The sequence below is a fragment of the Winogradskyella sp. genome (genome assembly GCF_013042245.1).
Taxonomy (GTDB): domain Bacteria; phylum Bacteroidota; class Bacteroidia; order Flavobacteriales; family Flavobacteriaceae; genus Winogradskyella.
The window spans coordinates 1-24,339 of sequence record NZ_JABDQL010000027.1; the positions used below are offsets into that span (position 1 = coordinate 1).

Below are 24,339 nucleotides of genomic sequence, written 5' to 3' on the forward strand. Positions count from 1 at the left end.
TGTTAAGTACAAAAGAGTATTGCATTAAAGCATGTGTATGAAAATTTTACCTAAAAGGGATTCTTAGCAGTTTAATCTAAAATGTTGAAAACATGAACTTTAAACATAATTTATTCGTATGAAACTACAGAACATTACAAAAATTAAATAGATGAAAAAGAATAGCATCAACTTTATAGTTACACTTGTTCTAGCAATACTATTATCGCAATTTCTACCTTGGTGGTCTGTGATGTTAGCTAGCTTTATTTCGGCAGTATTAATTCGCTTAAAAAAAAGCGCTGTGTTCTTTGTACCATTTCTTGCAATTGCTGTGTTTTGGATAGCTTATGCATTTTATTTAAGCAGTGCCAATGATTTTATATTAGCAAAAAAGATAGCTGTTTTATTGCCTTTAGAAGGTAATCCATATTTGTTAATGTTGCTAACAGGAGTTCTTGGTGGTATTGCCGCAGGTATTTCGGCAGTATTTGGAAAACAAGTTGCTTTGGTATTAAAGTCATAAAATGATACGCTATGATTTCTAAACTCAACCTAGAAAATATCTTATTTCTTGATATAGAAACTGTTCCTGAAGTTGAAAATTTTACAGATTTAGATGACACCAAACAGCAGCTTTGGGAATTAAAGTCTAAGTATCAAAGACGAGAAGATTTTACAGCTGAAGAATTTTATGACCGTGCAGGCATATGGGCAGAATTTGGTAAAATTATATGTATTTCTGTAGGTTATTTTAAAACTGAAGGTGATATAAGAAACTTTAGAGTAACATCCTTTTATGGTGATGAGGTTAAGATCCTGAAAGATTTTAAAAACTTATTGATTTCTCATTTTAGCCAAACCAAGCATTTACTCTGTGCTCATAATGGCAAGGAATTTGACTTTCCGTATATCGCAAGACGAATGATTATTCACAATATAGAATTACCATATAAGTTGAACTTATTTGGGAAAAAACCTTGGGAAGTACCGCATTTAGACACCTTAGAGTTATGGAAATTCGGCGATTATAAGACCTATACTTCGCTTAAATTATTAACCAATGTTTTAGGTATACCCTCACCAAAAGATGATATAGATGGTAGTGACGTATATCGCGTCTTTTACGAAGATAAAGCTATTGACCGTATTATTACCTATTGTGAAAAAGATACTATTGCAGTCGCTCAAATATTTCTAAGATTACGGGGTGATGAATTACTTCATGATAATGAAATAAAACATATTTAAAATTAAAAAAGCTCAGATAAATATCTGAGCTTTTTTTCATTGAAGTTATTTCTTCATTAGCTTCTGCATCTTATTCAATCCATTAGATGTTTGGATATTTATCATATAAATACCTTTACTTAATCTAGAAATGTCTATACGCTTTTGAGAAGTAATTGAATCAACTGACCACTTATGTTGCTTAACAACTTTTCCAGTTAAATCATAAACATACATGGTGACATCAACAGTTCCGTTTGAAGTATCTAAGCCTAGATCTACATTAAGATTTGCATCAGCTGGATTTGGATAAAACTTTACTGAATTTTCAATAGTCTGAGTTGGGTTTAATAAATCATCAACTAACACTTGTTCTACCTTAGTTGTTACTGAAGAACTTAAGTTAATGTTATCAATAGCAATATCTGCTTGCCATGTACCACCTGTTACTCTATTGAATCTTAATTGTACACTGTTGCCAACATATGCAGATAAATCTATATTCTGTGACAACCATTGATTGCCCTGATTTCCTGTCTCGCTCCATAACGTAATCCAACTAGCTCCATTATCATTACTCGCCTCTAATGCTATGCTTCCCATGTCATTACTGCCAAACATATGGTAACCAAAAGAGAAAGTTGCACTGCTCTGAGAGGATAAATCATAACATGGTGATGTAATTATTGCGCGCTTATTAGGATAACTTGTATTGTTGCCAGAAGCTTCAACAAAAATATAGCTACTGCCTTGAACGGCACTTGATGGTCCGGTATTGTTTGATGGTGTCCCATTGGCATCTACTGTCCAGTTTATGTCATCTGCACTACTCTGTGACCAATCTCCAATTGAACCTTCAAAGCCTTGTGTATATGGGTAGGATGTAATGCCACCTGAGCATGATGGTGTTGTTACTGCACCTTGCGTTAAGCTAATATCATCAATAGCCACATCTGCTTTCCATGAGCCTCCTGTGATTCTATTAAATCTCAACTGTATACCACTTCCAATATATGCCGCTAAATCTATACTCACTGTTAACCACTGATTTCCTTGGTTACCCGTCTGATTCCATAAACTCATCCATGAAGCACCTTCGTCATTACTTACCTCTAAATCTACTGAACCTCCATCTGTAGAACCAAACATATGATACTTGAATGAGAACGTTGCCTCACTAACAGAACTTAAATCAAAACATGGTGATGTGATAATCGCACGTTTATTTGGAAAACCTGTACCATTACCTGAAGCCTCTACATAAATATAGTTGCTGCCTTGTACTGCACTTGATGGTCCCGTATTATTTGATGGTGTCCCATTAGCATCTACTGTCCAGTTTAAATCATCTGCACTAGATTGTGTCCATGTGCCTATCCCTGATTCAAAACCTTCTGAATATGGGAACGTTGAAATTCCTCCTGAACAACCATTAGCTGCCTCATTTACATTTACTGTTCTTTCTACTGCTATCGCTGCATTGCCTGCCACATCATTAACATTATAAGTTAACGTGTATGTCCCAGCTACATTTGTGTTTACTGAACCTGTTACAACTACACTCGACGTTAGATTGCCATCAATATTATCTGTTGCTGTAGCGCCTGCATCTGCATAAGAATCGCCTACTGTTAGATTTACTGTAGCTAAACCATTTAATGTTATAACTGGTGCTACTGTATCTGCTATTACATTAATTGTGCGTGTTGTACTTGCATTATTTTCTGCTGCATCACTTACACTATAGGTTACTACATATGTGCCAGCTACATTAGTATTAACTGTTCCTATTGTAACTATACTTGAGGTTAGATTGCCATCAATGTTATCTGTTGCTGTAGCGCCTTGTTCATTATACGTGTCTCCTACATTCAAATTAATAGTCGAGGCCCCATTTAATGTTATAACTGGTGCTGTTGTGTCTGGGTTTACTGTTACTGTTCGTGTTGCACTTGCATTATTACCTGCTGCATCACTTACACTATAGATTACTACATATGTCCCAGCTACATTAATATTAACTGTTCCTGTTGTAACTATACTTGACGTTAAGTCGCCATCAACATTATCTGTCGCAGTAGCGCCTTGCTCTGTATATGTATCTCCCAAATCTAAGGTGATCGCAGAAGAACCATTCAATGTAATAACTGGTGCTTCTGTATCCGGACCAGAACCTTCAATAACGATAGTATAATCCTCTACTTCTCCATATTGGAAAGAAGCACAAGAGTCTACATTAGTATCATAACTCAACGTTACGCGCATACGTGTCGATGCCTCAGTCGCTCCACTAGGAATTGTAAAACTTCCACTTACTGGAGTAGCTTGAGTTGGTACTTGCGTAAACACTTGTTCTCCAGCATCTGTAAAATCACCATCTTTATTGTAATCTATCCATACTGAATAACCTTCATTATATAACATCCCTGTCCAAGTAGGTGTAACAGTTATTGTATACTGGGTATCCTTTGTTAGTGTAGTTGAAATACTAGTGAAATCAGAATAAAATTGTGCTCCAGATGTATTGTCAATGGTATTTAATTGAACACGGCTAATATACTCGTCATTAACATTAGAACTTTGTGATGCACAATACGTAACTGGTACAGCATCGGTAGTAATCGTTGCAGTATTACTCACAGCAGATGTATTTCCTACGGCATCCTTTGCAACAACTGTAAAAGTATATTGTGTTTCAGCAGCTAAACCTGTTGCCGTAAAACTTGTGTTTGTAGAGTTCCCTATGACAGTTGCGTCTCTTAAAACATCGTAAGAAGCTACACCTACATTATCTGTTGATGCTGTCCATGATAAGTTTGCTGAACTCTCAGTAACACCAGAAGCTGTCAAATTTGTAGGTGCTGAAGGTGCTGTAGTATCTGGTGCTTCAGTCGTAACATTGACAACATTACTTGAAGCCGATTCATTTCCTGCTGCATCTTTAGCTTTAACACTAAACGCATATGTTGTATTTGCAGATAATCCTACTGCTTGATAATTTGTTGTTGTGCCAGAAACTGAACCTATAACTATTCCATCTCTTAATACATCATAGCCTGATACTCCAATATTATCCGTAGATGCATTCCAGCTTAAATCTGTAGAATTCTGAGTAGTATTTGATGCTGAAAGACTTGTTGGAGCTGTTGGTGCATCATTATCTACAACTGTTGTTGCTTCAAATTTACCCGTAAATACACCACGACCATATGTCGAAGCAATAATCTTGTTATCTGCATCATTTCCGTTAACAGCCCAATAATCAAGAGATGTTACACTAACATCGCTCATACCATTATAGGCTTGAGACCATGATGGATTTGCATCATTAAAATTATTTGTTGACCAAACACCTAATTGAGTTGCTAGAATAGCTTCATTTCTATTTAAAGGATTTTGAAGCATATCTCTTACAGGAATATTTGGTAAATCACCTTCTTTATTTTGCCATGACGAACCACCATTAGAAGTTGCCCAAACACTTGTTACACCGTAATTATGAATAGTAACAAAGATATCATTAGCTGTTTCCCCATATCTTACTGAAGATACTGCACCAACAAATGGTGTACTAATTGTGGTAAATGTTGCACTTGAATTTGTAACATTTGTTAATCTTAAAAGTCCACCGTTAGCTAAACCTACGTACCATGTATTATTTGCAAAAGGCGAAACACCAAAGGCAGTTGGCTTACCCGTTAAAGCTGTATTTGTTAAAGTTCCACTAGAGTTTGAAGCCACATTAATACTCTTTATTCTAAATGTTGAACCTGAAGATGCATTAGTCAATAAACGATTAGCATCACTATCATAACCCATTTGGTTCACAAAATCTCCAGAAGCTTGATCACTAGAAAGTGTTGTTGCTCCACCTTGACGTCTTCCAAGTCCATTCCAAGGTAGATTAAATCTATAGATTTGATTGTAAACATAAGTGGCAATCATATACTGACCATCTTTATCTACGAATGTGTAAAAACCATCACCGTCACTAAGTTCTTCAGAACCATTAACACCTGGCGAGGTGTTATTTCCTCTAAATCCTTGCGAACCGTTATCTTGTGCACCAGCTGTAAATATAACATTTGAGCTTCCTTGACCATCAGGGCCAATTCCTGCTTTTACATATTGCGTCACGTTATAACCGTTAACACGTTTAGTAATTGTAGAACCTGCATTACCTGAATAATATACACCACCATCATTACCAAATAACATACGAGATGAAGAATTATTACCAAAAGCAATTGAGTGTTGATCAGCGTGTACATTATTTGGTTGACCAAATCCACCATACCAATGCGATAATTGTGACCATGAAGAACCGCTATTTGTACTTTTAAATAAATCAATACCGCCTACATAGACAATATTATCATTGTTTGGGTCAGCTTCTATAACCAAGTCATAAAAAGCTTGACCTCTACAAAAATCGTTTGTAGGAATACCTGTGTCTGCATCGTTTGGTAGACTTGTAGAAGAAATACTTCCGAAACCGTTAGTTGTACTATAAATATGAACTGGTGCAGCACCAGCACCTTGTGTTAAAGCGTATAATTTATTTGGATTAGATGCTGATGGTTCTAACTCAACACGATTAGAATCTGTTAATGGAGAAGCACCTGCTTCTGTCCAAGTTGTTCCGTTCGTTGAGCTATATACTTTTCCACCACCACTTCCAAAAGCGTTAGAGATTGATCCCATCCAAAGTTTATTATCTGCGCCAACTTCTAAATCGTTGGGGATTACATAATATGTATTAGCACCCGACGTATTTGCTTCCATGTTAGCAGACTCTATTCTATTCCAAGTTGTACCTCCATTTGCTGAATGATATAAGCCTGCCGTTTGCAATCCTAAATAGTTATTTGGGCTTGATGCATCTCCATAAATTTGCGCACCAACACCAACAAATAATTCAGTATTACCATTATTATTCCATGCTAAAACATCGTTTACATAGAAAAACCCAGATAGGAATAAATTAGTGGCACTAAAATCAAAAGTTGCAGAACCTGCAGCAGGTATATTTAGAGCGCTCCAAGAATTACCACCATCAGTCGTTACATAAACCCCGTTACCTACAACATCGCCTGCAGTATATTGTTCTCCTGTTCCAACAAACCAACGGTTAGAATTATTTGGATCTACAGTTATTGAAGTTACAGCTAAATTTCCAGGAACATTTTGCACACGTGCCCATAAAGAATTGGTATTTGTAATATTGGTATTTTTCCAAAGTCCACCACTAACACCTCCAGCATACACAGTATTATTACTTGAATCATTTGGATCAAACATAATCACGCGAGTACGACCACCAATATCATTTGGACCTCTTTCTTCCCATGCATTTCCTGCTTCACCAGGATTACGTTGGGCTTGTCTTTGCGCTCTTAGATTTTCTCTGATAATATTAAGCTCGTCATTATCTAATTTTCCTGTAGAAGGATTAATAGACAGCTCCCACATTTGCTCAAAATAGCGATTAGGTGGTAAACCTGCTTGTTTTCGTTTCTTTTTATCCCAAGTTAAGGTTTCTTTAAAAGGAGAGTTTTCGACAAGCTTAGCATGTGCTTCGCGTTGTTCCTCAAGAGTTTGGAGTGCTTCTTCACTTTCATTTTGAGTCATAAAAGTAAATGCACTAACTGCTACTATTAGTAAAGAGATGCTACTAAATAGTAATCGTAATTTTTTAGTCATTCAAGTAAATTTGGTTAGTGTTAATTTTTCAACAGCTGAAAGTATTAAAATTATGTTAGCACACAATAATATTGTTAGTTTTTTCGATGAAACGTTAATAATATCTTAGTTATGATTATAAATTTTTGAGAAAAATTAAACAAAACTTAATTTTAAATCATTTATTTTTCAATATATTAAGTTCTTTTGCTTTTTTATCAATTCAACTTGAAATATGACTTCATAAATTTTTAAATTTACAAGTGAAAAATTCCGAATTACTTCAAGTTAAAGACCTCAGTATTGGTTTTCTCTCAAAGGGAAAAACTACTGAAGTCATCCATAAGATTTCTTTTTATTTAAACCCAAACGAAATTGTTGCAACTGTAGGAGAATCTGGTTCCGGAAAATCTATAACATCCTTATCTATTATGGGGCTTTTACCAAAGAAAATCTCTACAATAACCTCTGGAGCTATTACATTTGAAGGGAAAGATTTAGGGGCTATTTCGGAAAAGGAATTTCAAGGCATCAGAGGTAACAAAATAGCAATGGTTTTTCAGGAACCTATGAGTTCCTTAAATCCATCAATGAAATGTGGAAAACAAGTTGCAGAGCTTATACAACAACATACTTCCTTATCAAGAGCAGCTATAAAAAAAGAGGTGCTTTCGTTATTTGAAAAAGTAAAACTCCCAGACCCAAAACGTGCATACAATGCTTATCCACACGAGATTTCCGGTGGACAAAAGCAACGTGTCATAATTGCTATGGCTATTTCGTGCCAACCAAAATTATTAATCGCTGACGAGCCTACAACAGCTTTGGATGTTACTGTACAGAAAGAAATATTAGAACTCCTCAAAGAATTGCAACAAGAAACTAAAATGAGTATGCTTTTTATTTCTCATGATTTGTCTCTAGTTTCTGAAATTGCTGATAGAGTTTTAGTCATGTATAAAGGCGAAATTGTAGAACAAGGAGATGTTAAACAAGTCTTTAAATCACCACAACATATTTATACCAAGGCTCTTTTTAATTCCAGACCTTCAACAAATCAAAGATTAGAACAGCTGCTCACAGTAAAAGATTTTTTAGATGGTACTGTAAATGAAAATTTAATTTCAAAGCATGAACGTCAAATAAAGCATGATTTTTTATATAACCAAGCTCCAATTTTAGAGGCTATTGATTTAGAGAAAAGTTACTTTTCTAAAAAAGGTTGGTTTAGTAAGCCTTCAGAATTTAAAGCAGTAAATAATGTGAGTTTTAAAGTTTATCCTGGAGAAACATTAGGTCTTGTAGGTGAATCTGGTTGCGGAAAATCTACTTTAGGCAATGCCATTTTACAATTGGATAAGGCCACAGCTGGAGTAGTTAAGTATTACGGCAATGATATTACCAGTCTTAACAGTAATCAATTAAGGGAACTTCGAAAAGATATTCAGATTATTTTTCAGGATCCTTTTGCATCACTAAATCCAAGGCTCACTGTTGGAAATGCTATTATTGAACCTATGAAGGTGCACAAGATTTGTACAAATACAAAAGACCAAAAAAATAAAGTCATAGATATCTTAGAGCGTGTTGGATTGACTCCCGAAGATTTTAATAAATATCCTCATGAATTTTCTGGAGGCCAACGTCAACGTATAGGTATTGCACGCACCATAGCATTAGAGCCTAAACTTATTGTCTGTGACGAGTCTGTTTCTGCACTAGATATTTCTGTACAAGCACAAGTGCTGAATCTTTTAAACAGTTTAAAAGAAAACTTTGGTTTTACCTATATATTTATATCTCACGATTTAGCAGTGGTCAAATATATGTCTGACCAAATGATGGTCATGAATAATGGTAAGATTGAAGAGTTTGGAGAAGCAGATTCTATATACGAAAACCCAAAAAAAGAATACACTAAAAAGCTTATCGCTGCTATGCCTAAAGGTCTATAGAAAGAATACTTTTTTAGTCAAATAAAATACGCCAAAATTAATTTTGGCGTATTTTTTAGTTTAAAAGCTTTTTCTTCAAAAGTAAGTTATGATAGATTTGGTTTAGTTTTCATAAGTTTAAATTTATGATAGATTTGGGGAAAATCATAACTCTAAGTTTATGGTAAATTTGGTTATCATGATTTGGGTTTGCTAATATGAAACATTTTTTTCGCTTAAGACGACTAAATACAATATTAATCGATGAAATACATTAAATTTTAACATTTAGATCTATTTAAAGACAAAAAAAACTGTTTTTCAGCAGCTTATATTCTTTAAAATTAAAAAAATTATATCTCCATTTCAGGGATTTTTCCTTCAACAATAAGAAGACCTTCAGTTGCTTTTTGAATTTCTTCAACAGAAACCCCAGGAGCACGTTCTAATAATTTAAACCCTTTATCAGTAACTTCTATTACAGCAAGGTTAGTTACAATCTTTTTTACACAGCCAACACCTGTTAACGGTAAAGAACATTTTTTTAGAAGTTTAGATTCGCCACGCTTATTGGTATGCATCATGGCTACAATAATATTTTCGGCACTGGCGACTAAGTCCATAGCGCCTCCCATTCCTTTCACCATTTTACCTGGGATCTTCCAATTAGCTATATCTCCATTCTCTGCAACTTCCATTGCACCGAGAATAGTTAAGTCAACATGTTTACCTCGTATCATAGAAAAACTCGTTGCCGAATCAAAAAAACTTGCACCTGGTAAAGTAGTTATAGTTTGCTTCCCAGCATTTATGATATCTGCATCTTCTTCACCTTCAAAAGGAAATGGTCCCATTCCCAAAACGCCGTTTTCACTCTGAAATTCTACTTCAATATCATCTCTCACGAAATTAGCGACTAATGTTGGTATACCTATACCTAAGTTAACATAGTAGCCATCTTTGACTTCTTTTGCAATACGTTTTGCGATTCCATTTTTATCTAAAGCCATAACTAATTTCTTTGTCTTACTGTACGTTGCTCAATTCTTTTCTCATAGATTTCTCCTTGAAAAATACGTTGCACAAATATTCCTGGAATATGGATGTGGTTTGGGTCTAGATCACCAACAGACACCAACTCCTCTACTTCTGCCACAGTAATTTTAGCTGCACCACACATGTTTGGATTAAAGTTACGTGCTGTGCCTTTGAAAATCAAGTTCCCAGCTTCATCACCTTTCCATGCTTTTACAAAAGCAAAATCGGCCTTAAAAGCATGTTCTAAAACATACATTTTGCCATCAAACTCTCTAGTTTCCTTTCCTTCTGCTACTTCAGTACCGTAACCTGCTGGTGTATAAATGGCAGGGAATCCTGCTTGTGCTGCCCTGCAACGTTCCGCTAAAGTTCCTTGAGGTATTAACTCTACATCCAATTCTCCACTTAACATTTGACGCTCAAACTCATCGTTTTCTCCCACATAAGAAGATACCATTTTCTTAATTTGTTTTCCTTGGAGTAATAACCCTAAACCAAAATCATCCACACCTGCATTATTAGAAATACAAGTTAAACCTTTTACGTTTTGCTTTACAAGTTCGGCAATAGCATTTTCAGGGATTCCGCTTAGTCCAAAACCGCCTAGCATGAAGGTCATATTATCAGATACACCATCTAAGGCCTCCTTTACATTATCCACTTTTTTGTTAATCATAGGTATTGATTATTTGCACTCCTAAATTACGAAAGATTAAGCAAAAGTGCTATTGAAATTATGACAAACCTGTCTTAAGTCTAAATGGAGACTAAAAGTCAATTCCTATATCTTCATCTGTATTATCAGAAGTAGTCTCATCTTCTATTGCTTTAGTACAATCTATGTTAATGGATAGATTTGCAGGTTTTTCAAACTCAGCTTTAGACACATTTAGACTTTCATCCTCATAGCAAGCTTTCATATAAAGCCCCCAAATAGGAAGGGCCATCGATGCACCTTGACCATAAGTAATACTATTAAAATGTGTTGCTCTGTCTTCACCTCCAACCCATACACCTGTAACTAAATTTGGTACCATTCCCATAAACCAACCATCTGATTGATTTTGAGTAGTTCCTGTTTTACCCGCTATAGGATTCTTTAATTCATAAGGATATCCCGTCATTACTTCTTTGTATACAGCATTCCACTTATCAAAACCTTTATGTCTTAATCGTCTCCCTGAACCTCCCTGAGTGACGCCTTCCATTAAATTGACTGTGACATAAGCAACCTCCTCACTTAAAACATCTCGACTCTCTGGTTGAAACTGATATAATACTGTACCATTCTTATCCTCAATACGCGTTACTAAAACAGGTTTGTTATAAACGCCTTTATTGGCAAAAGCAGAATATGCAGCCACCATCTCATAGACACTAATATCTGGCGTCCCTAATGCTATTGCTGGCACAGGTAGTATGTCTTGTTCTACACCAAGCTTTTTTGCCATTTCCACAACTGGTTGTGGACCTATCTCATTCATTAATCTTGCAGTAATTGTGTTTGTAGAACTTGCTAATGCGGCTTTTAAAGTTTGAAAACCTTCATATTTTCCATCAGAGTTTTTAGTCGTCCAAGGTTCTGGATTACCAAATTTATTTGCCTCGATAGTTATTGGTGTTCTTGGTAAGCTATCACAAGGAGACAATTGTAATTGGTCAATTGCCGTTGCATATACAAATGGTTTAAAGGTAGAGCCTACTTGACGTTTACCCTGTTTTACCATGTCGTATTTAAAGTGCTTATAATTCATACCACCAACCCAAGCTTTTACATGACCCGTTTGTGGGTCCATGGACATCATTGCTGGACGCAAGATAGATTTATAATAACGCATTGAATCCATAGGCTTCATTATTGTATCTATCTCCGTATATTTTCCTCCCTTCCAAGAGAAAACTTCCATCTGGGTAGGCTTATTGAATGAAGCTATTATTTCTTTATCAGACTTTCCTAAATCATATTTCATGTGGCGCCAACGTTCGCTTCGGCGCATACCAACATTCATAAGGCTTTTAATTTCACTCTCTTCTAATTCCAAAAAAGGTGCGGTAGCATTTCTCTTCGGTGTATTTTGATTATCAAATTCAGCCTGTAACCGTGGCATATGCTGCGCAACTGCATCTTCTGCATATTGCTGCATACGAGAATCTATGGTGGTATAAATTTTTAGTCCATCATTATACAGATTATATTTTTCACCATCCGGTTTGGGATTGTCTTTGATCCACCTTTTCATAAACTCAGCTAAATTCGCTCTAAAATATGTAGCCAGACCTTCACGATGAGATTCTGGAGAATAGTTTAAGTCTAAATCTGTTTTTTGAAGCGAATCCTTAACTTCTTCTGTAATGTATTCGTATTTAGCCATTTGAGATAAAACTACATTACGTCTGTTTCTAGTTCCAACAGGGTTTTTGTGAGGACGTGGATTGTATAAAGATGAATTTTTGAACATCCCAACTAACATCGCTGCTTCTTTTAGTTCTAAATCTTTAGGTTCTTTTCCAAAATAAATTCGTGCTGCAGAACGAATACCATCTGCATTATTACCAAAATCATAGATATTGAAATACATGGCTATAATTTCTTCCTTGGTATACTGACGTTCTAAACGTGTTGCAATAACCCACTCCTTTACTTTTTGGGTTAACCTTTCTAATGTATTTTTTGAAGCAATCCCAACAAATAATTGTCTTGCCAATTGCTGAGTAATGGTACTCGCTCCTCCTTTATCTCTTAATGTTAATTTAGCAAAAACCGCCCTTAGGAAACCCCTTGCATCAATACCTGAATGCTCATAAAAACGAATATCCTCTGTGGCGACTAATGCCTCAACAAGGTGTTTAGGAAGCTCATTAAAACCAATGGGCGTTCTATTGTCTTCATAATAAAATTTTGACAGTGTTTTATCATCTGATGAAATAACTTCCGAAGCCAAGTTAGTTCTCGGATTCTCCAGTAATGTATGGTCTGGCATCTCACCTAATAACCCCCAAGATGCCAACATAAATATTAGAACAACTGATAATATCCCAATTGAAAACAACATCCAAAACCAACGGATGTACTTGGAAAAACCTAACGTGTTCTTAGCTTTTTTTGTGACTTTCTTTTTTGCCATGATTATTTCTTTTCTACTCTAAAACCTACTTCTGTGATACCTTTCAAATTACTAACGCCATTAACCTGATTAAACTTACGCATGGCATGTTGTACTTTGAAGGTATACATACCTGCTTCGTTAAAACTAAATGGGTTATTGTATCCTTTGTACCAAAGTTTATTCTCTTTTACATCTGTAAAACCAGTGCCTAACAATTCGCCATTAGGCTCGGCCATTTTATACTCTAAAGTATCTATAATCGTTTTACCGTTTGGGTATTGTAAGGTCGTGATTAGATATAAATTACTGAATTTATAGTCCTTATTGTTCCTAAGGTTAACATATAAATTGTAATTATTTATAGTGTCTGGAGCCTTAAACTGAAACGCTAATTCGTTACCCATATCCCATTGATTGGGTAGCGACTGATACTCATCATAAACAGAATTTGAATCACATGACATGGCTAAGAAAAAGGCAACACAACCTAAAAAAAATACGTTAACTCTTCTTGGCATTGTTATTTGGTTTTCTTCTTCGTCTGTTATTGTTTTTATTTCTACTCCTATTGTTTTTACGTTTATTATTGCGTTTTGGACTATCAAAACGCGTTAAACTATCTTGACCAACAACGTTTTCGAACTCTGTTTTAGTGTCTTCGATATGCTCAGCAGCATACTCTTCAAGGCTTACGACTTTATTGCCTTTTTTGTTTTCTGCAATAATTTTATTGGCTTGTTCTGTAGAAAGTACATGCCAATTCATCCACTCACCTTCATAAGCATACCAAATCAAGCCTTTGAAAATATCAGTCTTTTGGCAAACTGCAGTGCCTTTTTCTGTCAATAATTTTTTCTCTTTCTTCGGAAAGGCTTTTAGCGCATCTAAATACGAATCTAATTCATAATTAAGACAGCATTTTAATTTTCCACATTGCCCAGCAAGTTTAAGCGGATTAAGAGATAATTGTTGGTAACGCGCTGCAGAAGTACTTACAGAACGGAAATCTGTTAACCAAGTAGAACAACACAACTCTCGCCCACAAGAACCTATACCGCCAAGTCTTGCAGCTTCTTGTCTAAAGCCTACTTGACGCATTTCAATTCGAGTTCTAAATTCTCTGGCAAAAACTTTAATTAACTCTCTAAAATCGACACGCTCTTCAGCAGTGTAGTAAAACGTAGCTTTACTGGCATCACCTTGAAATTCAATATCAGATATTTTCATTTTAAGATTTAAGTCTATAGCAAACTGCCTAGCTTTAACCTTCATGGGCTCTTCTTTATCTCGAGACGCAGACCATACATCAATATCTTTTTGAGACGCTTTGCGGTAAATCTTTAAAACGTTTTCTTTATCTTCTAAATCTACCTTTTTGCGTTTCATCTGCACACGAACCAGTTCTCCTGTAAGAGTAACCATTCCTATATCGTGTCCAGATTTTGCTTGTGTCGCAACGATATCGCCTATACTTAAGGTAAGATTTTCTGTATTTTTGTAGTATTGTTTTCTTCCGTTTTTAAAACGTACCTCAACACCTAAAAAGGGGTCTTGTCCGTTAGGAAGCGACATATTGGCCAGCCAGTCAAAAACAGTGAGTTTATTGCAGCTATCAGTACCGCAAGTACCATTGTTTTTACATCCTTTTGGTTGGCCGTCTTTGCCTGTTGAGCAACTGTTACAAGCCATAAAATAAGTTATATAGTCTTCAGAATTTTATACTATTCTGAAAGAAGGATTCATAAATTCTTTGAAAAGTAAAGATAAAATTATTTATGGACTTCTTGAATATTAAATAAAGAGAATAAAAAAAGCCCTGAAGTAAACTTTAGGGCTAGGATTCTATTTCTAAAGCGTTTCAAAAATATTCCGTAAATCCTTTTTAAAAGGTAAATGGTCTGCTCGGCCTTTTTTAAAAATATCATTACTATTACCTTGCCCTTTTCGTAAGGCTTTTTGCTCTTCGTAAGGAAGTTTAGTAATCTCTTGACAATTAGATGAACAGCAATTATCCATTTTTTCTTTACAACTATCACACTGGATAAATAACAAGTGACAAGCTTCATTAGCACAATTGGTATGCATATCTGCAGGTTCGCCACATTGGTGGCATTTTGCAATAACATTGTCTGAAATTCGTTCTGAACGGCGTTGGTCGAATACGAAATTCTTTCCTAAAAACTTATTTTCCAAGCCTTTGTCTTCAATTTGTCGAACATAATTTATAATCCCACCTTCGAGTTGAAAGACATTTTTAAAACCTTTGTGTTTGTAGTAAGCACTTGCTTTTTCGCATCTAATACCGCCTGTGCAATACATCACTAACTTTTTGTCTTCTTTATGCTCACGTAAATCTTCTTCTATTAAATCCAAAGATTCTCTAAAGGTATCTACATCTGGTGTTACAGCGTTTTTAAAATGACCTATTTCACTTTCGTAATGGTTTCTCATATCAACCAAAACCGCATCTGGGTCTTCAATAAGCTCGTTAAATTTTTCGGCATCAACATGTACGCCCTTATTTGTAACATCAAAAGTAGCGTCATTAAGACCGTCAGCTACAATTTTGTTTCGTACTTTGACTTTAAGCTTTAAAAATGCATAATTATCATGCTCTACAGCAATGTTTAATCTTACGTTCTCAAGAAATGTTATAGCGTCTAGATGATTTTTGAAAACTTCAAAATTATCAGCTTGAACAGATAGTTGCGCATTAATACCTTCATGAGCTACATAGATACGGCCAAGCACGTCCATGTCATTCCAGTTAATAAATAAGTGATTTCTAAATAATTCAGGATTCCCAATTTTAGCGTATTTGTAGAAAGAGATGGTCAAGCGTTCTTTGCCCGCTTGCTCAATGAGTTCTGCTCTTTCTTTAGCGCTTAAGTTATTGTACAGTTGCATGCTATACTAATGTTTTAAGGTTAAAGAATAAAATTTTTAGCCATAAAGGTAGGTTTTTTAACGAAAAAAGCACTTTGATAAGAATCAAAGTGCTTTTTTGAGGACTAACTCGTTGTTAATATTAATTTGTTTAAATTAAATTATATTAAAACGAGCTAACCTCCATCGGCTTTACAACAGCAGAATAAAAATACAGCTGTTGCATTGCCTAAAGTTTTACCAAGAATAATTTTTCCTAAAAATTTCATTTTTCTAAAACCTTAAGCTAATGCATAGCAATTTTTTCCTTTTTCATTAAGTAGATGCAAAAACTATAAAATGGTTGCGTCGGAAAATTGTAATCTCTTAAAAGAAATGTTATTTTTACCTTCACGATTAATTGAGAAAAAACTGAAAAATGAGTAGTGAAAAAGATGCAAAATTAAAAGCTTTAAAGCTTACTTTAGACAAGCTAGATAAGGCTTACGGAAAAGGTACGGTAATGAAAATGAGTGACCAAGCTATTGTAGATATAGATGCCATTTCATCGGGGTCACTTGGATTGGATATAGCTTTGGGGGTTGGTGGTTATCCTCGTGGGCGTGTTATCGAAATATACGGACCGGAATCTTCAGGTAAAACAACCTTAACCCTACACGCCATTGCCGAAGCACAAAAAGCTGGTGGTATAGCCGCTTTTATTGATGCAGAGCATGCCTTTGATCGTTTTTATGCTGAAAAATTAGGTGTGGATTTGGAAAATCTTATAATATCTCAACCAGATAATGGAGAGCAAGCTCTTGAGATTGCAGATAATTTAGTACGCTCTGGCGCTATAGACATTATCGTTATAGATTCCGTTGCCGCCTTAACACCAAAGAGTGAAATTGAAGGCGAAATGGGAGATTCTAAAATGGGACTTCATGCCCGCTTAATGTCTCAAGCCTTAAGAAAGCTTACAGGGTCTATTAGTAAGACTAATTGCACCATGATTTTTATTAATCAATTACGTGAAAAGATTGGTGTTATGTTTGGAAATCCTGAAACAACTACTGGTGGTAATGCTCTTAAATTTTACGCATCTGTACGGTTAGATATTAGACGTTCTACACAAATTAAAGACAGTAACAGTGCAGTAATGGGAAATAAAACCCGTGTCAAAGTTGTAAAAAATAAAGTAGCACCACCATTTAAAATGGCTGAGTTTGATATTATGTATGGTGAAGGGATTTCTAAAGTTGGTGAAATATTAGATATTGCGGTTGAACACGATATTGTAAAGAAAAGTGGCTCGTGGTTTAGTTACGATGACACTAAACTTGGTCAAGGACGTGATGCCGTAAAAGCGCTCATAAAAGATAATCCAGAATTAATGGATGAACTCGAAGACAAAGTAAGGGCAAAAGTTAACGAAGCTCTTGCTTAAAATAAAAAAATCCTGAAACTTTCAGGATTTTTTTATTTTAAGACGCAACCTTTTTATAGTTTTTGCATCTTGCTTAAGCAAGCTATAATATAAACTAGGAACGATGAAAAAATTAATACTATTATTTCTGTTAGGAACACTTTTGGCGTGTGATTTAGATAATGGAAACGAAGTGAATTTTTCACTTGAAATTATGTCTATAGAGAGTGTAGATATTCCTACTGAATTTAATTTTGGACAAACACACGAAATTACCTTAAACTATACAAGACCGAACGGTTGTTATCAGTTTAACGACTTTATTTTTCAACCAGACGGCAACACGAGAACAGTCGCTGTAGTTGACGCTATCTTTAATGATGCTAATTGTACACAGGCAACTGTAGAGGCTTCCGTTTCGTTTAACTTTTCTGTTATTAGTTCAGACACTTATACGTTTCAATTTTATCAAGGTACCAGTGACACAGGAGAAGACCAATATTTAATTATTGAAGTACCTGTTGTGCAATAGAAATCAATAACAAAAAAACCAATCAAAATGTGAGTTTAGAAAAACTCATCAAGCAATGCAAAAACAAGAATATTAATGCACAGAGTAAATTATACAAGCTGTATGCAAGTAAATTATTTTCTCTATGCCTAAAATATTCTAAAAGCTATGCTGAGGCAGAAGACAACCTACAGGATGCATTTGTAACTGTTTTTAATAAGATAGACCAGTATAAGAATAAAGGTTCTTTTGATGGTTGGATAAAACGAATCACTATAAATACTGCTTTACAACGCTACAGACAAGTTAGCGTTTATAGTATTACCGATGAAACCGCTATCGAAGATACGAGTGTCCAGTTGGAAGAAGATGTAGATTTAGATTTTTTGCTTAAAATTATCCAAGATTTACCACATCAATACAGGTTAGTATTTAACCTTTACGTTTTAGATGGCTTTTCGCATAATGAAGTAAGTGAAATGCTTAAAATTTCATCTGGAACATCAAAATCAAATCTATCGAGAGCTAGATTGATTTTAAAAGAAAAAATTGAAGATTATAAAGCGAATTTAAGTTCGTAACACCTATAAAATGAGCGATAAGAAACATATCGACGGTCTCTTTCAAGAGAAATTCCAAGACTTTGATGTCTCACCAGACCCAAAGCTTTGGGATAATATTGAAACAAGACTTGTAAAGAAAAAGAAAAGGCGAGTTATTGCTATTTGGTGGCAATTAGGTGGTGTAGCTGCTGCAATTGTTTTATTATTTGCTGTTGGTAATTCACTTTTTACTGATAGTAACAATATCGATGAAATTCCGATTATAGTAAATGCTGATGAGAAAGATGAGCAGAATGACATTAACTCAAAAGATAATGACTCTTTCTTAAAAAAGAACGAGGTAAATGTTGCTTCAGAAGATTCATTAAATGATAACACAAATGATGATACTTCAAACAACTTAAATGATAAATCAAAAAAGTTAGAATATAGTACCAACCAATCAAAATCAGCAATTGCGTCTCAAAATTCAAAAACAAAAAACAATAACACGTCCAATTTCTTAAGCTCAAAAAATACTCAGAGTACAGAAGTAATTACATCTGTTTCAAATGAAAGTAACTCTGTAAAAGAGAATACTTATAAAAATTCAGATGATAAAACTAAATTAAAATCTGATTCAGAAATAAAAGCCTTACTAAAAACTAATACAACTAAAAAAGCTATTGCATTATCAGAAAAAAATGAAAATTTAGAAGTAATCGAAAATGAAAAAGGCAAAGGGCAAGATATAGAAAAAGCTATTGCTGAAGCTAATACGATAAATGAAAAAGAAGAAGAGAAATTACGCCGGTGGAGCATTGCTCCTAATGTTGCACCGGTTGTATTTAATTCTTTTGGAGAAGGCTCTTCTATAGATAATCAGTTTAATAACAATAATAAAACCAGTGATATTACTCTGAGCGTCGGAATAAAAGGAAGCTACGCTATAAATAACAGATTAAAAGTAACTGCTGGTATTAATCGTGTAAATTTTAATAACACTACGAACGATATTATTGCACTTTCTGACAATAGCTTTGCTTCTAGGTCTAATGGTAATAATCTCGAAAATGTAAAATTAAACGCTAATGTTAATAACGCTTCTTTAACTGTAATGAGTCGTACTAGCATTAATAATGCTTCTATCCCTGGAGCCATAAATACTATACAAACTGGAGATTTAAATCAGAATTTTGGGTTTATTGAAATCCCTCTTGAGGTAGAATACCGTGTTTTAGATAAAAAAATTGGGCTTAATCTTAGTGGTGGTTTTAGTACGTTGCTTCTAAATGAAAATGAAATTTTTGCAGATGTTAATGGCGAGAGCACCAGTATTGGCGAAGCTAATAACATTAATAATACAAGTTTTAGTGCCAATATTGGTATTGGCTTAGATTATGGTTTAACCGAGAAAATAAATATAAATCTTGAACCGAAGTTCAAGTATCAACTCAATACATTCAATAACACTTCGGGAGATTTTAGACCGTTTTTTATTGGGGTATACACAGGCTTAAGTTTTAGGTTTTAGGGTTTTAGTTAGGTGACTATTGTAACATCAGTTAAGCAATGATGGCAATAGTTATAAGAAAGTCGCCCTTTGGTTTGGGCGACTTTTTTAGTTTATGAGTTTTTGGTCTCTCGACAAATCTTCTAGGAGTAATATTCTTACAGAGGCGTTTAAATCTCTAGTATCTTCAATCGTAAGATTTTCTGTAGAGAAAAACTTATGAATTTTTGCACGCATTTTTCCTGGTCCACCGCTAAAAAATGAAAATGAAAATCGCTTTTTATTATCATAAAACGTCATTGGAACAATAGGTATCTGTTGATTAATCGCCATTCTAAAAGCACCGTCTTTAAATTGGTCTAATAAAATTGCTTCATCCGGCACGCCACCTTCGGGGAAAATACAAATACTCAATCCTTGCTTTAGCCTCCTTTGTGCCCTAAGAAAAACTGCCTGTCTACTTTTAGGACTACTCCGGTCTACTAAAATACAGGTGCGCTTGTAAAAAAAGCCAAATAGAGGAATCTTTGCCAATTCCTTTTTACCTACAAATACAAAAGGGTTTTTTACAGCTACCAACATTAACATAATATCTGCCATAGAGGTGTGGTTGGCCACAAACATATAGCTAGCCTTTGGGTCTGGAACTTCCACTCTTTTAATGCTGTAATTAAACCCCATCCCAATAAGAATAAACTTAGCCCAAAAGCGAGCAAGTTTAAAAAAATAAGGATACCATTGCTCTCTAGATATAGATAATAGCAAGAAAGGCATTAACACTATAATTGGTAACGCCACAAGCACATAAAACCAGACACGGTATAAAACCCAGAATGGATATTTAATTATTTTCATTGGTCCAAAACTAGCTAAATAAATTAAATAGTATAAGAGAAAAAATTACCTTTGTTTTTGAAATTGAAAATAAAGTTAAACTAAACGAGATTTCCACTTAAGTGGAAAATGTTATGGCAAGAATACTTACAGGAATACAAAGTACAGGAACACCACACTTAGGTAATATATTAGGTGCAATTATTCCGGCAATTGAGCAGGCAAAAAATGGAGCAAACGACTCCTATCTTTTTATTGCAGACATGCACTCATTAACTCAAATAAAAGATGCTAAAACCCTTAGACAAAACACCTATTCTACTGCAGCAACATGGTTAGCGTTTGGATTGAATATTAATAAAACGGTTTTCTACAGACAAAGTGATGTACCTCAAGTAACAGAATTATCTTGGTACTTAAGTTGCTTCTTCCCATATCAACGTTTAATGCTTGCACATAGTTTTAAAGACAAAGCAGACCGATTAGAAGATGTTAATGCTGGATTATTTACCTATCCAATGCTTATGGCTGCAGATATCTTGTTGTATGATGCTGAAATTATTCCTGTTGGAAAAGACCAAGAGCAACATATTGAAATGACACGTGATGTCGCCTCTCGTTTTCATGCTAAAATTGGTGGTGAAACTTTTGTATTACCAAAAGCAGACGTACAAAAAGAAACCATGCTTATATCTGGTACCGATGGTGCTAAAATGAGCAAAAGTAAAGGGAATATTATTAATATATTTTTATCAGAGAAGAAACTCCGCAAGCAAATTATGTCTATCCAAACTGATAGCACACCTCTTGAGGAACCTAAAGATTGGTCAACTTGTAACTGCTTTGCCATTTATAGTTTGTTAGCATCAGATAACCAAATCAGTGAGATGAAAGCCAACTACGAAAATGGTAATTATGGTTATGGACATGCCAAACAAGCCCTTTACGAATTGATTTTAGAGCGTTTCACTCAGCCCCGTGAACGTTATAATTATTACATGGACAACCTCAACGAAGTTGATGCCGCTTTAGCTGTTGGTGCTAAAAAAGCGAGCGGTGTTGCTAATGCTGTTTTAAAACGTGTTCGTGAGAAAGTTGGTTATTAATAAAAATAGCAACAATTAATAAAGACTTTTTACTTATTAGTTTTGCCTTAACTTTCTTATTGATAATTATCACTTACATTCCTTAGGAACATTCAAATTACAATGGACTACCAGATTCTTTTTGGGAGCTTTAACCAATTCATCTTTTTAATTTTTTGATATATCCATCTCAATGCGCTATAGATAATTTTGAAATTATTAATAGACATACAATTCTATATCTGGCTCTAATATTGTCTCATATTTTTATCTATATGTTGATATTTGAACGTTTGCTAACAATTCTAATAGAAAAATTAAAAATTTAAATCACCTCAAACAACTTTCCAGGCAAAGGTCTCACTACTCCCTTAAGTTCCATATTTAATAGTAATCCTGCAAGCTTATAAGTTGGCATATTACAATTTAGGGCAATGACATCCAGTAATTCTTTATTATTGTCTTTGAGATAGTTATAAATTACTTTTTCATCTGGTTCTAGCTCAACAAAAAGTTGTTTTTGCACCACGGGCTTTACCTCACCCTCCAACTGCCAGCCTAATAAATAAGGTACATCTAAGGGATTTGATAATAAATGTGCTTGATTGGCTTTAATCAGATTATTACAGCCCACACTTTGGCTATCGGTTGTTCTTCCAGGCACAGCAAAAACATCTCTGTTGTAACTATTGGCAATATCTGCTGTAACCAAACTACCACCTTTTTCTGCAGATTCTATAACAATTGTGGCTTCACTAATACCAGCAATAATTCTGTTTCTTTTTAAAAAGTTTTTTCTATCAAAAGCATCTGAACTCCAAAAATCTGAATAAAATCCACCATGTTTTTCGACGTCCACCATATATTTTTTGTGGACTTTCGGGTAAATTTGATTCATTCCATGTGCCAAACAACCTATAGTTTGTAAGTTGTGTTTTATCGCTGCTTTATGCGCATTGATATCCGTTCCGTAAGCAAATCCTGAAACGATGACTGGATTGTAAGTCGCCAATTCTTCCACTAGTTTTCCACAAAAAGCGATGCCGCTAGTCGTGATTTTTCTTGCACCAACAATACTAATAACGTACTTATTCTTCAAATTTATGTTTCCCGTTTCAAACAATACTAAGGGACCATCAATGCAATGTTTTAATCTTTCAGGATAATTGGCACCTAAAAAGTAACTATAGCCAATATTGTTTTCTTTTATAAAGCGGAGCTCTTTCTCAGCTTGTTCAAAATGAATTTTGTCATAAAGTCCTTGAATCGTCACCGTACCTACACCGTCAATTTTCAAGATATTATTTTTCTTTTCTTTAAAAACGGCTTCTGCACTGCCACAATGGGCAATCAGTTTTTTTGCCGTAGTACCGCCAATTTTTGGCACGTGCTGCAATGCAAGTATGTTTATGAGTTGGTTTTCAGTCATTCAAAATAAAATTGGGTTAAAAATACTAATTTTTTGAACTGTTAATAAATTCAGCTAATGATACTACTATCGCATTCAAAAATTTCTAAATTTGTATATATGCAATTAGAAACTTACATCAGCGACTTATTATACAGATACGATTGTGTTACCGTACCAGGCTTTGGTGCGTTTTTGACAAATCGCGTATCTGCCAAAATACACGAATCTACACACACTTTTTACCCTCCAAAAAAAGTTTTGTCTTTTAACGAACAATTACAAAGCAATAATGGCCTTTTGGCTAATTATATTGCTGAAGTAGAAAAAATCCCGTATCAAGTTGCTGTAGAAAAAATTGCAAAACAAGTTAAATCTATAAAATCTTATTTGTCTGAAGACGAAACGATTACATTTCAAAATATTGGAGACTTATTACTGAATACTGAAGGAAGTATTGTTTTTAACCCATCTTATCATATCAATTATTTGACAGATTCATTTGGGTTATCACACTTTAACAGTACAGATATTACTCGTGAAATTCACAAAGAAATTGCTGTAGCTGTTGAAGAAAAAGCACCTATCGCATTAACACCAGAAAAGCGCTCTAATAATTGGCTAAAGTATGCTGCCACTGCAGTAATTGTTTTAGGTTTAGGAGGCCTAACAGCTGGGAAGATATATAATGATTCTGTAAACCAACATAACCAAATTGTTCAGCAAGAGGCTAACGACCAAATCGAAAATAAAATTCAAGAAGCTACTTTTTTCATTAGTAATCCATTGCCTGCGGCTTCATTATCCATAGAAAAGCAAACAGGCAATTATCATATTGTTGCTGGAGCTTTTAGAGTAGAAGCCAACTCTGACAAAAAGGTAAAACAACTCAGAGATTTAGGTTACAAAGCACGTAAAATTGGTATGAATCGTTACGGTTTATATGAAGTGGTATATTCTAGCTACGATAATAGAACTGAAGCGCAAAATGCTATGTATAAAATCAGAAAAGCACACAATAAGGAAGCTTGGTTGTTAGTTAAAAATTTAAATAAGTAATTTTTTAGTACATGACAAAAATTTAACCCACTGATTATCAGTAAATTAAATGCTAAAATATTAGTTTAAAGCATTGATTTTCAGTATATTAGAAGAATAAATCTACTCATTTTTCTAATGAAAAAA

18 protein-coding genes are annotated in these 24,339 nt (G+C 34.6%); 9 read left to right on the forward strand and 9 right to left on the reverse strand.

Annotation, left to right across the window (positions count from 1 at the left end; genetic code table 11):
* The first annotated feature begins 151 nt into the window (after nucleotides 1-151).
* Both HKP48_RS02780 and HKP48_RS02785 read left to right on the forward strand, forming a co-directional pair.
* Nucleotides 152-505, forward strand: coding sequence for a hypothetical protein (locus HKP48_RS02780; RefSeq protein ID WP_296342575.1), 354 nt, complete (start codon nucleotides 152-154; stop codon nucleotides 503-505).
* Nucleotides 506-516: 11 nt separating this feature from the next.
* On the forward strand, nucleotides 517-1,230 hold the full coding sequence (locus HKP48_RS02785) for a 3'-5' exonuclease (RefSeq protein WP_296342577.1): 714 nt from the start codon (nucleotides 517-519) through the stop codon (nucleotides 1,228-1,230).
* Nucleotides 1,231-1,275: 45 nt separating this feature from the next.
* Here HKP48_RS02785 and HKP48_RS02790 read toward each other — a convergent pair whose 3' ends face one another.
* The gene (locus HKP48_RS02790; protein WP_296342580.1) at nucleotides 1,276-6,912 is read right to left on the reverse strand and encodes an immunoglobulin-like domain-containing protein; all 5,637 of its coding nucleotides are present in this window, start codon (nucleotides 6,910-6,912) and stop codon (nucleotides 1,276-1,278) included.
* 242 nt (nucleotides 6,913-7,154) lie between these two features.
* Here HKP48_RS02790 and HKP48_RS02795 point away from each other — a divergent pair, with 242 nt between their 5' ends.
* The gene (locus HKP48_RS02795; RefSeq protein WP_296342582.1) at nucleotides 7,155-8,846 is read left to right on the forward strand and encodes an ABC transporter ATP-binding protein; all 1,692 of its coding nucleotides are present in this window, start codon (nucleotides 7,155-7,157) and stop codon (nucleotides 8,844-8,846) included.
* A 332-nt stretch (nucleotides 8,847-9,178) separates the two neighbouring features.
* Here the strand turns inward: HKP48_RS02795 and HKP48_RS02800 are convergent, their stop codons facing one another.
* From HKP48_RS02800 to HKP48_RS02825, 6 genes are all read right to left on the reverse strand, one after another.
* Entirely contained in the window at nucleotides 9,179-9,835 is a 657-nt protein-coding gene (locus HKP48_RS02800; RefSeq protein WP_296342583.1) for a CoA transferase subunit B, read from the reverse strand.
* Between the two features lie 2 nt (nucleotides 9,836-9,837).
* Nucleotides 9,838-10,539 carry a CoA transferase subunit A gene (locus HKP48_RS02805; RefSeq protein ID WP_296342585.1) on the reverse strand — a complete coding sequence of 234 codons (702 nt, stop codon included), beginning with the start codon at nucleotides 10,537-10,539 and terminating at the stop codon, nucleotides 9,838-9,840.
* 91 nt (nucleotides 10,540-10,630) lie between these two features.
* Complete coding sequence (locus HKP48_RS02810) at nucleotides 10,631-12,988, reverse strand: transglycosylase domain-containing protein (protein WP_296342587.1); 2,358 nt, start codon at nucleotides 12,986-12,988, stop codon at nucleotides 10,631-10,633.
* A gap of 2 nt (nucleotides 12,989-12,990) precedes the next feature.
* A complete protein-coding gene (locus tag HKP48_RS02815) occupies nucleotides 12,991-13,488 on the reverse strand; it encodes a gliding motility lipoprotein GldH (protein WP_296342589.1) in 498 nt (165 codons plus the stop codon).
* Complete coding sequence (ricT, locus tag HKP48_RS02820) at nucleotides 13,472-14,659, reverse strand: regulatory iron-sulfur-containing complex subunit RicT (RefSeq protein WP_296342592.1); 1,188 nt, start codon at nucleotides 14,657-14,659, stop codon at nucleotides 13,472-13,474. The genes HKP48_RS02815 and ricT overlap by 17 nt, the downstream gene beginning before the upstream one ends.
* A 159-nt stretch (nucleotides 14,660-14,818) precedes the next feature.
* Nucleotides 14,819-15,877, reverse strand: a complete 1,059-nt coding sequence (locus HKP48_RS02825; RefSeq protein WP_296342594.1) for a rhodanese-related sulfurtransferase — start codon at nucleotides 15,875-15,877, stop codon at nucleotides 14,819-14,821.
* A gap of 397 nt (nucleotides 15,878-16,274) precedes the next feature.
* Here HKP48_RS02825 and recA point away from each other — a divergent pair, with 397 nt between their 5' ends.
* The 4 genes from recA (at nucleotide 16,275) to HKP48_RS02845 (ending at nucleotide 19,848) form a co-directional block, all read left to right on the forward strand.
* On the forward strand, nucleotides 16,275-17,282 hold the full coding sequence (gene recA, locus HKP48_RS02830; protein ID WP_296342596.1) for a recombinase RecA: 1,008 nt from the start codon (nucleotides 16,275-16,277) through the stop codon (nucleotides 17,280-17,282).
* A gap of 103 nt (nucleotides 17,283-17,385) precedes the next feature.
* On the forward strand, nucleotides 17,386-17,793 hold the full coding sequence (locus HKP48_RS02835) for a hypothetical protein (protein ID WP_296342598.1): 408 nt from the start codon (nucleotides 17,386-17,388) through the stop codon (nucleotides 17,791-17,793).
* Nucleotides 17,794-17,822: 29 nt separating this feature from the next.
* Entirely contained in the window at nucleotides 17,823-18,353 is a 531-nt protein-coding gene (locus HKP48_RS02840; protein WP_296342600.1) for a sigma-70 family RNA polymerase sigma factor, read from the forward strand.
* A 10-nt stretch (nucleotides 18,354-18,363) separates the two neighbouring features.
* Nucleotides 18,364-19,848 carry a hypothetical protein gene (locus tag HKP48_RS02845; protein ID WP_296342602.1) on the forward strand — a complete coding sequence of 495 codons (1,485 nt, stop codon included), beginning with the start codon at nucleotides 18,364-18,366 and terminating at the stop codon, nucleotides 19,846-19,848.
* 87 nt (nucleotides 19,849-19,935) lie between these two features.
* On the opposite strand, the gene HKP48_RS02850 is transcribed toward HKP48_RS02845, so the two are convergent.
* The gene (locus HKP48_RS02850; RefSeq protein WP_296342604.1) at nucleotides 19,936-20,682 is read right to left on the reverse strand and encodes a lysophospholipid acyltransferase family protein; all 747 of its coding nucleotides are present in this window, start codon (nucleotides 20,680-20,682) and stop codon (nucleotides 19,936-19,938) included.
* 113 nt (nucleotides 20,683-20,795) lie between these two features.
* On the opposite strand from HKP48_RS02850, the gene trpS reads away from it, so the two are divergent.
* Nucleotides 20,796-21,767 (forward strand): tryptophan--tRNA ligase, encoded by a 972-nt coding sequence (gene trpS / locus HKP48_RS02855; RefSeq protein ID WP_296342606.1) that lies wholly within the window; start codon nucleotides 20,796-20,798, stop codon nucleotides 21,765-21,767.
* Between the two features lie 304 nt (nucleotides 21,768-22,071).
* Here the strand turns inward: trpS and dprA are convergent, their stop codons facing one another.
* Nucleotides 22,072-23,175 carry a DNA-processing protein DprA gene (dprA, locus tag HKP48_RS02860; RefSeq protein ID WP_296342608.1) on the reverse strand — a complete coding sequence of 368 codons (1,104 nt, stop codon included), beginning with the start codon at nucleotides 23,173-23,175 and terminating at the stop codon, nucleotides 22,072-22,074.
* A 99-nt stretch (nucleotides 23,176-23,274) separates the two neighbouring features.
* Here dprA and HKP48_RS02865 point away from each other — a divergent pair, with 99 nt between their 5' ends.
* Nucleotides 23,275-24,213 (forward strand): SPOR domain-containing protein, encoded by a 939-nt coding sequence (locus HKP48_RS02865; RefSeq protein ID WP_296342610.1) that lies wholly within the window; start codon nucleotides 23,275-23,277, stop codon nucleotides 24,211-24,213.
* Nucleotides 24,214-24,339: the final 126 nt, after the last annotated feature.

Bases quoted from the DNA above. Each gene is read 5' to 3' on its own strand.
- HKP48_RS02865 (WP_296342610.1), top strand. From the start codon at position 23,275: ATGCAATTAGAAACTTACATCAGCGACTTATTATACAGATACGATTGT.
- HKP48_RS02810 (WP_296342587.1), bottom strand. From the start codon at position 12,988: ATGGCAAAAAAGAAAGTCACAAAAAAAGCTAAGAACACGTTAGGTTTT.
- HKP48_RS02850 (WP_296342604.1), bottom strand. From the start codon at position 20,682: ATGAAAATAATTAAATATCCATTCTGGGTTTTATACCGTGTCTGGTTT.
- HKP48_RS02835 (WP_296342598.1), top strand. From the start codon at position 17,386: ATGAAAAAATTAATACTATTATTTCTGTTAGGAACACTTTTGGCGTGT.
- ricT (WP_296342592.1), bottom strand. From the start codon at position 14,659: ATGGCTTGTAACAGTTGCTCAACAGGCAAAGACGGCCAACCAAAAGGA.
- HKP48_RS02785 (WP_296342577.1), top strand. From the start codon at position 517: ATGATTTCTAAACTCAACCTAGAAAATATCTTATTTCTTGATATAGAA.
- HKP48_RS02825 (WP_296342594.1), bottom strand. From the start codon at position 15,877: ATGCAACTGTACAATAACTTAAGCGCTAAAGAAAGAGCAGAACTCATT.
- HKP48_RS02845 (WP_296342602.1), top strand. From the start codon at position 18,364: ATGAGCGATAAGAAACATATCGACGGTCTCTTTCAAGAGAAATTCCAA.
- HKP48_RS02780 (WP_296342575.1), top strand. From the start codon at position 152: ATGAAAAAGAATAGCATCAACTTTATAGTTACACTTGTTCTAGCAATA.
- HKP48_RS02800 (WP_296342583.1), bottom strand. From the start codon at position 9,835: ATGGCTTTAGATAAAAATGGAATCGCAAAACGTATTGCAAAAGAAGTC.
- trpS (WP_296342606.1), top strand. From the start codon at position 20,796: ATGGCAAGAATACTTACAGGAATACAAAGTACAGGAACACCACACTTA.
- dprA (WP_296342608.1), bottom strand. From the start codon at position 23,175: ATGACTGAAAACCAACTCATAAACATACTTGCATTGCAGCACGTGCCA.
- recA (WP_296342596.1), top strand. From the start codon at position 16,275: ATGAGTAGTGAAAAAGATGCAAAATTAAAAGCTTTAAAGCTTACTTTA.
- HKP48_RS02815 (WP_296342589.1), bottom strand. From the start codon at position 13,488: ATGCCAAGAAGAGTTAACGTATTTTTTTTAGGTTGTGTTGCCTTTTTC.
- HKP48_RS02790 (WP_296342580.1), bottom strand. From the start codon at position 6,912: ATGACTAAAAAATTACGATTACTATTTAGTAGCATCTCTTTACTAATA.
- HKP48_RS02805 (WP_296342585.1), bottom strand. From the start codon at position 10,539: ATGATTAACAAAAAAGTGGATAATGTAAAGGAGGCCTTAGATGGTGTA.